Source organism: Saccharomonospora halophila 8 (assembly GCF_000383775.1).
Taxonomy (GTDB): Bacteria; Actinomycetota; Actinomycetes; order Mycobacteriales; family Pseudonocardiaceae; genus Saccharomonospora; species Saccharomonospora halophila.
The window spans coordinates 48,797-57,039 of the sequence record NZ_KB912585.1 but is presented as its reverse complement, the minus strand read 5'-3'; the positions used below and the strand labels follow the sequence as shown (position 1 = coordinate 57,039).

Below are 8,243 nucleotides of genomic sequence, written 5' to 3'. Positions count from 1 at the left end.
GACCCGCCCCCTCTGTTGATCACGTCGGCCTCCGGGCCGATCACCGCCAGGGTCCCGAGCCGCTCCGCGTCGAACGGCAGCACGTCGCCCGCGTTGCGCAGCAGCACGAGGCCCTGCTCGGCGAGGCGGCCCGCCGCGGCGTCGTGGGCCTCGTAGTCGATGCGGGACGGGTCGTCCACGAACGCGGACCGGTCGAAGAAGCCGTGCGCGAACAGGGTCCGCAGGATCAGGATGCGACGCACGTGTTCGTGGATCGTCGCCTCGGACACCTGCGAGGCCGCCAACGCCGCCTTCACCGCGGGCGCGCTGTACACCGTACCGGGCCAGATGTCGAGGTCCAGACCGTTGTTCAGTGAGTTGACGGTGTTCTTGGCCGCGCCGTAGTCGGTCAGCACGAAGCCGCCGACCCCCCACTCGTCCTTGAGGGGCGCCGTTGACCCGGGGATAGGCACACATCACCGTCCCCACGCCGCTGCGAACGGCCGCCTCGAACGCCGGCAGATACAACCGGCGGGAGTGCGGCGATCCCTGTGATGATGGGGCGATGCGGCTTCTCGACCTCAGCCACGCCCTCGAACCGGGCATGAGCACCTATCCGGGCCTGCCGGGACCGGACATCGCCGACCACCTGAGCTACGAGGACTCGCGTGCGCACTACGCGGAGGGCACCGAGTTCACCATCGGCCGCATCAGTATGGTCGGCAACACCGGCACCTATCTCGACACCCCCGCCCACCGCTTCCGCGACGGCCACGACCTCGGCGCACTACCGCTGGAACGCTGCGCGTTGCTGCCCACCGTCGTCGTCGACGGCGACGGCGCCTTCGATCCCGACGCGTTCGCCGACATCGAGGTCGAGGGATGCGCCGTGCTGCTGCGGACCGGTTGGGACCGGCACTGGGGCACCGACCGGTATGGCGACCCGAAACACCCGCATCTCACCGGGACCGGCGCCGAGCACCTGGCCGCCCGCGGCGCCGCGCTCGTGGGGATCGACTCGGTCAACATCGACGACACCCGCACCGGCGAACGGCCCGCGCACACCGCCCTGCTGGCCGCCGACATCCCGATCGTCGAACACCTCACCGGCCTGCACGCTCTCCCGGCGACCGGGGCCCGATTCACCGCCGTCCCGGTGGCGGTGCGCGGACTCGCCACCTTCCCGGTGCGGGCCTTCGCGACCGTGGACCGGTGAACTCCGGCGTGCGGTCCGCCGCACCCTGGGGCTGCGCGGCCCCACCCGTCGCAGCTCCCGAACACGCCTGAACGGTGCATGCAGGGAACGACTGCAGGTGAGCCCGCCCAGGTGGTGTCAATAATGGTACTATAAGGGCGATGGTAGCCATTGATTCGATCGTGGCAGCGATGCGGCGCGCACCGACCAACACGTGACGCCGTGGTGCGGTGACCCGCGCGTGAACATCCAATCCGATCGTGGGCAGGCGAAGGCATACCAGGTCCGCCAGGTACAAGCGATCGACCGAGGGGAAGGTGGCAACGATGACGGCGATTGATCCCTCGCACTACACCTACCGTGTCACCTGGTCGGCAGAAGACGGGGAATTCGTCGCGACGTGCCTGGAACTCCCGTCGCTGTCCTGGCTCGCCGCGACACCGCAGGACGCGCTGATCGGGGTGGAGCGGGTCGCCGCCGAGGCAGTGGCGGACCTGCGGGAGGCGGGTGAGCAGATCCCGGTCCCACTCGCGGACCAGCAGTTCTCGGGGCGGTTCAACGTCCGTATCCCCGAGACGCTGCACCGCAGGCTCGCCACCGAGGCCGCTGAGGAAGGTGTGAGCCTCAACCGTCTGGTCAGCGACCGACTCGCCCGCAGGTGAAACCCGTCGCCCGGCCGCCGCGCCCGGGGCACAACCCGGATGCGGCGGCCGGGATGCGTTCCGCCGCCGGTGGGGTACTCCCGGTCCGGTGACGTGCGGCCGTCACCGCGCCCGTCGACCTGCACGACCGAGGAGGTCCCGTGTCCACTCGCCCGCACGCCGTCGCGTTCGACGTACTCGAAACGCTGCTGAACCTGGAGCCTCTCCGCACACGCCTGGAGGAGATCGGCCAGCCCGCGCAGTTGCTGCAACCGTGGTTCCTGCGGTTCCAGCGCGACGCCATGGCGCTGACCCTGGCCGGCGACTTCGGGACTTTCGAGTCCGTCGCCCGGCAGGCGCTGCGCACCGACACGCAGCACACCGCCACCGAAGAGGACATCGACCACGTCCTGGCCGGCTTCGGACAGCTGCCCGCCCACCCCGACGCCGAACCCGCGCTGCGGCAACTGTCCGAGGCCGGGATCCGCATCGGCTGCCTCACCGTCGGCAGCGCGGACAACACGACACGGTTCCTCGAACAGGCGGGACTGGCGCGCCACGTCGACCAGGTGATTACCGCGGAGCAGGCAGGCATCTGGAAACCCGCCCCGTCCATCTACCGCGTGGCCGCACACCAGCTCGGGGTCACCCCGGCCACCATGGCGCTGGTCGCGGTGCACGCCTGGGACTGCCACGGAGCCACACGCGCGGGCTGCCTCGCCGGCTGGTGCGCCCGCCTGGAAGGCCGCTACGGCGACGTCTTCACCGCGGCCGACGTGACCGGCTCCGATCTCGTGGAGGTCGCCGGGAATCTGCTGCGGCTGCCGTCCACCTGAGGCCGCCGCCGTCGGGTCAGGGTCCGCCGAGCCGGGCGGTGATGGCCGTGGCGGCCTCCCGCACCACCTCGCCGTACAGGTCGAGCTGGTCGCGCGAGACCCGGAACCGCGGCGCCGACAGCAGCACCGCGGCCACCTGCTCGCCCCGGTGGTCGGCCACCGGGGCGGCGAGGCCGGCCTCCTCCAGCGACGTCTCGCCGTAGTTCACCGCGTAGCCGAGTTCGCGCACCTCGGCCAGCCGGTCGACGTAGGCGGCGACGGTGTGCTCGTCCACACCGGGCATGTGCAGCACCCCGCGTTCCAGCAAACCCCGCACCCGGTTCTCCTCCAGGGCGGCGCAGAACACCTGCACCGACGAGCTCGCCGCCGTGTTGTACCGGGTGCCCAGCGGAGTCGTGTGCTTGACCTGGTGCGGGCTGGCCACCTGCTCCACACAGATCGACTCGGTGTCGTTCCACACCATCAGCGCCGCCGTCTCCCCCGTACGGCGGGTCAGGTCGGCCAGCACCGGGTAGGCCGCCCGCCGCACGTCCAGGTCGGCCAGCAACGGCCCGGCCAGCGCCAGCACCCCCAGCCCCAGCCGGAACCGCCGCGACGGCTCGTCCCGCTCGACCAGGTTCTCCCGTTCCAGGGTCGCCAGGATGCGCGACACCGTGCTCTTGTGCAGCCCCACCCGGGCGGCGATCTCGGTCACCCCGAGTTCGGGTTCCTCGCTGCTGAAGGCCCCCAGTACGGCGATGCCGTTGGACAGCACCGACATCGCCCGGCCCTCGCCACCGGGCCGCTCGCCCGCGTCCGCGACGTCGTTCACCATGCCGACATCCTCTCGTGTCACCCGGTGGTGCCTCCGCCGCACCCGCCCAGGGGGCGAGGCGGGCGCGGCGGAGGCGGACCCGTGTCAGCCGCGGACGATGTTGTGCTCCGGGCCGAACGGGAACTTCGTGATGTTCTCCGCGCCGTTCTCGGTGACCACCAGGATGTCGTGCTCCCGGTAGCCGCCCGCGCCGGGCTCACCCTCCGGAACCATGATCATCGGCTCCATGGAGACCACCATGCCCGGTTCGAGCACCGTCTCGATGTCCTCCCGCAGCTCCAGTCCGGCCTCCCGGCCGTAGTAGTGGCTGAGCACGCCGAACGAGTGGCCGTAGCCGAAGGTGCGGTTACCGAGCAGACCGTGCTCGATGTAGATCTCGTTCAGCGTGTGCGCGATCTCGCCGCAGCTGATGCCGGGCCGGATCAGGTCCAGACCGCGCCGGTGCACGTCCACATTGATGTTCCACAGCTCCAACGACCGCGCGTCCGGCTCACCGAGGAACATGGTCCGCTCCAGCGCGGTGTAGTAGCCCGACGTCATCGGGAAGCAGTTCAGACTGAGGATGTCGCCCTGCCGCAGCGTCCGCGTGGTGGGCCAGTTGTGCGCACCGTCGGTGTTCACCCCGGACTGGAACCACACCCACGTGTCCCGGATCTCGCTGGCGGGGAAGGTGCGGGCGATCTCGTGCACCATCGCCTCGGTTCCGGCCAGCGCCACCTCGTACTCGGTCACGCCCTCGGCGAGGGCGGCCTTCACGGCCTCACCGCCGAGGTCACCGATCCGGGCGCCGTGCTTGATGACCTCGATCTCCTCCGGCGACTTGATCATGCGCTGGCGCATCGCCGCCCGTGAGATGTCGACCAGGGTGGCGTCGTCGAAGGTGTCCTGGAACTGCTGCCGCAGCTGCACCGGCAGCGTGTCGTCCTCGACGCCGACCCGCCGGGCCCGCACGCCCCGCGACCGCAGCGTCTCGGAGATGACGTGGAAGAAGTTGTCCCGCTGCCAGTCGGTGTAGACGACGTTGTCGCCGTAGGTGCGCCGCCACGGCATGCCGCCGTCGATGTTGGCCGACACCGTGAACGCGTCGTCGGCGGTGACCACGTAGGCGTAGTTCCGGCCGAAGGCGGTGTAGAGGAAGTCCGAGTAGTACTTGACGTTGTGGTACGAGGTCAGCAGCGCCACGTCCACCCCGTCGTCGGCCATGATCTTGCGCAGCGTCGACAGCCGACGCCGCATCTCCGCGTCGGAGAAGGTGCGCGGTTCCTTCGCACCGTTGTGGATGATCTTGAGCCGTTCGAGCGTCTCGCTCATCGTTCCTCCTGCGTGTCGTGTCCGCCGTGTCGTGCGGACGGAACTCGTCGGCCGGCACCACCCGTGCCGCGGGCCGGCCCCGTCGGATCGGGCATCGTGCGCATGGCACGGAATCGCGCATCGTGCGCCCGGCCGGTCAGTCGCCGATGTCCTCGACCCACACCCGCGGGGACCGGCGCTGGAACTCGGCCATGAGGTCGCGGCACCGCGGGTCGTCGGCCACCAGCACCTCCGTGCCGTGCGCGCGCAGCAGGTCGAGGTGGCCGCCGAACGTGGTCGCCTCACCGATGACGACCCGCGGGATGCGGAACTGGACGATCGCCCCCGCGCACATCGCGCACGGCGCCAACGTGGTGTACAGGACCGTGGACCGGTACCCGGTGCGGCGGCCGGCGTGACGCAGGCAGGTGATCTCGCCGTGCGCGGTGGGATCACCCTCCTGCACCCGCAGGTTGCGGCCGGTGGCCACCACCCGCCCGTCCTCGGCCAGGCTCGCGCCGATCGGGACACCGCCCTCGGCGAACCCGTCCCGCGCCTGCCGGTAGGCCGCCTCCAGACCCGCCGCGTCCGCCTCGTCGAGAGTCGGGACCGGACCCATCACGCCTCCCTGAAGTCCTCGAGGTGCGCGAACGCGTCCCGCACCCGCTCGGTCGACATCCGCTGGTGCCGGTACGGCGGCAGCCCCAGCGACCGGGTGTGCCGCGCGATCTCGTCCAGGGTGGTGACCCACATGCCCTCGAGGTCCTTCACCCGCTCGATCAGCTCCTCCAGCGCGTGGGCACGGCCGGGCCGCCCGCTGAGGAACGGGTGGTTGGTCAGCACGAAACACCCGCCCTCGCGGTGCATCGCCTCGGCCTCCAACCGCCACAGCTCCCGCGCCTTCGCCGGCGACTCGATCACGCCGCTGCCGGTCCAGCCCGGGTAGAACGCGTACTGCTCCCAGTCGTCCAAAGCCCAGTCCACCGGGATCTCCACCAGCGACTCCCCGGTGTCCGGCCCGGTCACCGGGCCGAGCGCGTACGGACGGTCGCCGTCCAGCAGGCTCGTCTCGTAGGAGAAGCCCCGCTCCAGCAACAGTTCCGGGGTGTGCCAGTTCAGCTCCCACCACGGCGCGCGGTAGCCGGACGGCCGCACCCCGGCCACCGACTCCAGTGCCGCCAGGCCCCGGTCGAGCACCCGGGCCTCCTGGTCGCGGGTCAGCGACCCCATCGGCTCGTGCGTGTACCCGTGGTGGGCGATCTCGTGCCCCGCGTCCCGGATCCGGCGCACCATGTCCGGATACATCTCCGCGGTCAGCCCCGGCACGAAGAACGTCGCCCGGATCTCCTGGCGGTGCAGGATCCCCAGCAGCCGGGGTACCGCGACCAGCGGCCCGTACGACTGGTGCGACATCAGCGACATGCGGTCGTGGGTGGATCGGTCCGCCGCCAGGGCGCAGGACTCGGCGTCCACGTCGAACGTGAACGACGCCGCCGCCCGCACCCCTTCCGGCCAGGTGTGTCCGTGCGCCACCGGGTCCTCTCCTCTCGTCGTCATCGCGTGGGCTCCGCGCTCCCCGCGTCCACCGCGTCCGCCGCGTCCGGGGTGCCCGCCGCCTCGGACGGGGCGCCCGTGTCGGCACCACGGCCCCGGGACAGCAGCAGGTGCAACAGCGGGGCGGCCACGGCCGCGACGATGATGCCCTGCACTGCCGGGATGCCGAGGTCGAACGCCGATCCCAGCCCGGCGGCCACCGTGCCGACCAGGTACGCGGCCACGCAGCTCCACCGCAGCATCGGCACGCCGGTCACGCCGCCCTTCTCGGTCAGGTACCGCCGCGGCAGCCTGCCGCGCCACACCAGGAAGAACTGGCCCATGATCGCGCCACCGATCGGCGGAACGAGCGTGCCCAGCAGTGTCAGGAACACCGTCAGCGACTCGTAGATACCGGTGAGCGCGAGCACCACGCCCAGCGCCGCACCGCCCGCGACGAACGGACGCTTGTCGTTGACCGAGAACAGCTCCGCCCCGGCCACACCGAAGGCGTAGGCGGTGTTCTCGTTGGTCGTCCACAACGCCAGCAGCAACAGCCCGGCGCCCGCGGCCACCAGCCCCATCTCGTACAGCGCGAGCACGAAGTCCGGCTCGCCGTAGGCGGCCGAACCCAGGCCGCCGAAGAAGTACATCGCCGACTGGGCACCGATCACCGCGATGAAGATCGCGATCAGGGCGCCCCGGTCGCTGCGGGCGAACCGGGACCAGTTCCCCACCTGGGTCGACCCGCTGACGAACGTCCCGATCAGCACGGTGAGCGCGGCACCGACACTCATCTCGGTGATGGGCTCGGTCGCCATCAGCTCACCCCAGCCGCCGACGTCGCTGATCGCGCGCTGGGCGATCCACACGCACAGCACCAGCAGCAGCGGGATGGCCACCCACCCCAACATCTCCAGCCCCTTGGCGCCCATGTAGGCGGCGGTGGCGGTGACCGCCCCGAACACCAGCACCAGCGGCCAGGTCGTGTCGAACGACAGCGCACGCCCGATCAGATCGCCCAGCACCGCCAGGGTGACCGCGAACCAGCCGACCTGGGTGCCGCCCAGCAGCAGGGCCGCCCACTTGCCGCCGGCCCGCCCCAGCGTGGCCTTGGTGATCAGTACGGTGCTCAGCCCGGTGCGGGAGCTGATCACTCCCATCAGCGCCGCGTACAGCGCGAGCACCGTCGCGGCCACCAGCGCGATCAGCAGGTAGTCGCTGAACCGGAAGCCCACCGACGTCTGCCCCCCGGCCAGCATCGTGGGTGTGAAGAAGAAGAAACTCGCGAGCAGGACGAACAGGCCCGCGGGCGATCGGCGCGCCGCCGTCGGGACGGCCTCGAGCGGATAATCGGGGTCGTGTCCGGCGTCACCACGCCGGGTACGGCCAGAAACCATGCGTCTCCCTGTCCACGGACACCACCACCTGCGCCGTCATGCCCGGACATCGTCGGAATCGTGTGGACCCGCCTCATTGCGTTGCTTCACGCGCAAATTGGTTGTGGCAATCTAGGCAGGGGGCCGCAAACCTGTCAACCCGGCCGGACAATTCCACGGTCGGCGACGACTCCCACAAAAGCGTTCTGACCACGCCATCCACCCCGCAACCGCCGGGCGTGAAGAAATTTTCACGGCTTCCACACACCGACCGACGCGGCACGACACACACGCTAGTTGCGGTATCGGCACACCTGTTGCGGCAACTGAGGGTGCGCGGTCCGGTACCGTCCGCCCGGGAGCCCACCCGGGCACACCCGAGGACGCCGACACACGAAAAAACGGCAGGTGCCCCGTCCACAGGGCACCTGCCGTGTCGCGGGTCGTGCTCCCGACCCCGGATCGCCGACGTACTCCTACTGCTGGGGCAGCCCCCCGGGCGGCGGAGCCTGCCCACTCTGCGGCGGCTGCGGGGACGCCTCCGGCTCGTTCCCCGGCGCGGCGGGCGACCGGCCC

General features: G+C 70.8%; 8 protein-coding genes and 1 pseudogene. 3 read left to right on the top strand and 6 right to left on the bottom strand.

Features of this window, described 5'->3' with window-relative positions:
- Positions 1 to 452: pseudogene (locus SACHA_RS25790) on the bottom strand (hypothetical protein); the annotation flags it as partial.
- 92 nt (positions 453 to 544) lie between these two features.
- Between SACHA_RS25790 and SACHA_RS0118295 the strand changes: the two are divergent.
- The 3 genes from SACHA_RS0118295 (at position 545) to SACHA_RS0118285 (ending at position 2,651) form a co-directional block, all read left to right on the top strand.
- Positions 545 to 1,195, top strand: coding sequence for a cyclase family protein (locus SACHA_RS0118295; RefSeq protein WP_019812123.1), 651 nt, complete (start codon positions 545 to 547; stop codon positions 1,193 to 1,195).
- Positions 1,196 to 1,500: 305 nt separating this feature from the next.
- A complete protein-coding gene (locus tag SACHA_RS0118290) occupies positions 1,501 to 1,836 on the top strand; it encodes a type II toxin-antitoxin system HicB family antitoxin (RefSeq protein WP_019812122.1) in 336 nt (111 codons plus the stop codon).
- A 140-nt stretch (positions 1,837 to 1,976) separates the two neighbouring features.
- The gene (locus SACHA_RS0118285) at positions 1,977 to 2,651 is read left to right on the top strand and encodes a haloacid dehalogenase type II (protein ID WP_019812121.1); all 675 of its coding nucleotides are present in this window, start codon (positions 1,977 to 1,979) and stop codon (positions 2,649 to 2,651) included.
- A gap of 16 nt (positions 2,652 to 2,667) precedes the next feature.
- Here SACHA_RS0118285 and SACHA_RS0118280 read toward each other — a convergent pair whose 3' ends face one another.
- The 5 genes from SACHA_RS0118280 to SACHA_RS0118260 form a co-directional block, all read right to left on the bottom strand.
- Positions 2,668 to 3,465 (bottom strand): IclR family transcriptional regulator, encoded by a 798-nt coding sequence (locus SACHA_RS0118280; RefSeq protein WP_019812120.1) that lies wholly within the window; start codon positions 3,463 to 3,465, stop codon positions 2,668 to 2,670.
- A gap of 84 nt (positions 3,466 to 3,549) precedes the next feature.
- The gene (locus SACHA_RS0118275) at positions 3,550 to 4,776 is read right to left on the bottom strand and encodes an aminopeptidase P family protein (RefSeq protein WP_019812119.1); all 1,227 of its coding nucleotides are present in this window, start codon (positions 4,774 to 4,776) and stop codon (positions 3,550 to 3,552) included.
- Positions 4,777 to 4,912: 136 nt separating this feature from the next.
- The gene (locus tag SACHA_RS0118270) at positions 4,913 to 5,374 is read right to left on the bottom strand and encodes a nucleoside deaminase (protein WP_019812118.1); all 462 of its coding nucleotides are present in this window, start codon (positions 5,372 to 5,374) and stop codon (positions 4,913 to 4,915) included.
- On the bottom strand, positions 5,374 to 6,312 hold the full coding sequence (locus SACHA_RS0118265) for a polysaccharide deacetylase family protein (protein ID WP_051110275.1): 939 nt from the start codon (positions 6,310 to 6,312) through the stop codon (positions 5,374 to 5,376). Before SACHA_RS0118265 ends, SACHA_RS0118270 begins: the two co-directional genes overlap by 1 nt.
- Positions 6,309 to 7,688 (bottom strand): cytosine permease, encoded by a 1,380-nt coding sequence (locus SACHA_RS0118260; protein WP_019812116.1) that lies wholly within the window; start codon positions 7,686 to 7,688, stop codon positions 6,309 to 6,311. Before SACHA_RS0118260 ends, SACHA_RS0118265 begins: the two co-directional genes overlap by 4 nt.
- Positions 7,689 to 8,243 lie beyond the last annotated feature (555 nt).

Bases quoted from the DNA above. Each gene is read 5' to 3' on its own strand.
- SACHA_RS0118280 (WP_019812120.1), bottom strand. From the start codon at position 3,465: ATGGTGAACGACGTCGCGGACGCGGGCGAGCGGCCCGGTGGCGAGGGC.
- SACHA_RS0118290 (WP_019812122.1), top strand. From the start codon at position 1,501: ATGACGGCGATTGATCCCTCGCACTACACCTACCGTGTCACCTGGTCG.
- SACHA_RS0118295 (WP_019812123.1), top strand. From the start codon at position 545: ATGCGGCTTCTCGACCTCAGCCACGCCCTCGAACCGGGCATGAGCACC.
- SACHA_RS0118275 (WP_019812119.1), bottom strand. From the start codon at position 4,776: ATGAGCGAGACGCTCGAACGGCTCAAGATCATCCACAACGGTGCGAAG.
- SACHA_RS0118260 (WP_019812116.1), bottom strand. From the start codon at position 7,688: ATGGTTTCTGGCCGTACCCGGCGTGGTGACGCCGGACACGACCCCGAT.
- SACHA_RS0118265 (WP_051110275.1), bottom strand. From the start codon at position 6,312: ATGACGACGAGAGGAGAGGACCCGGTGGCGCACGGACACACCTGGCCG.
- SACHA_RS0118270 (WP_019812118.1), bottom strand. From the start codon at position 5,374: ATGGGTCCGGTCCCGACTCTCGACGAGGCGGACGCGGCGGGTCTGGAG.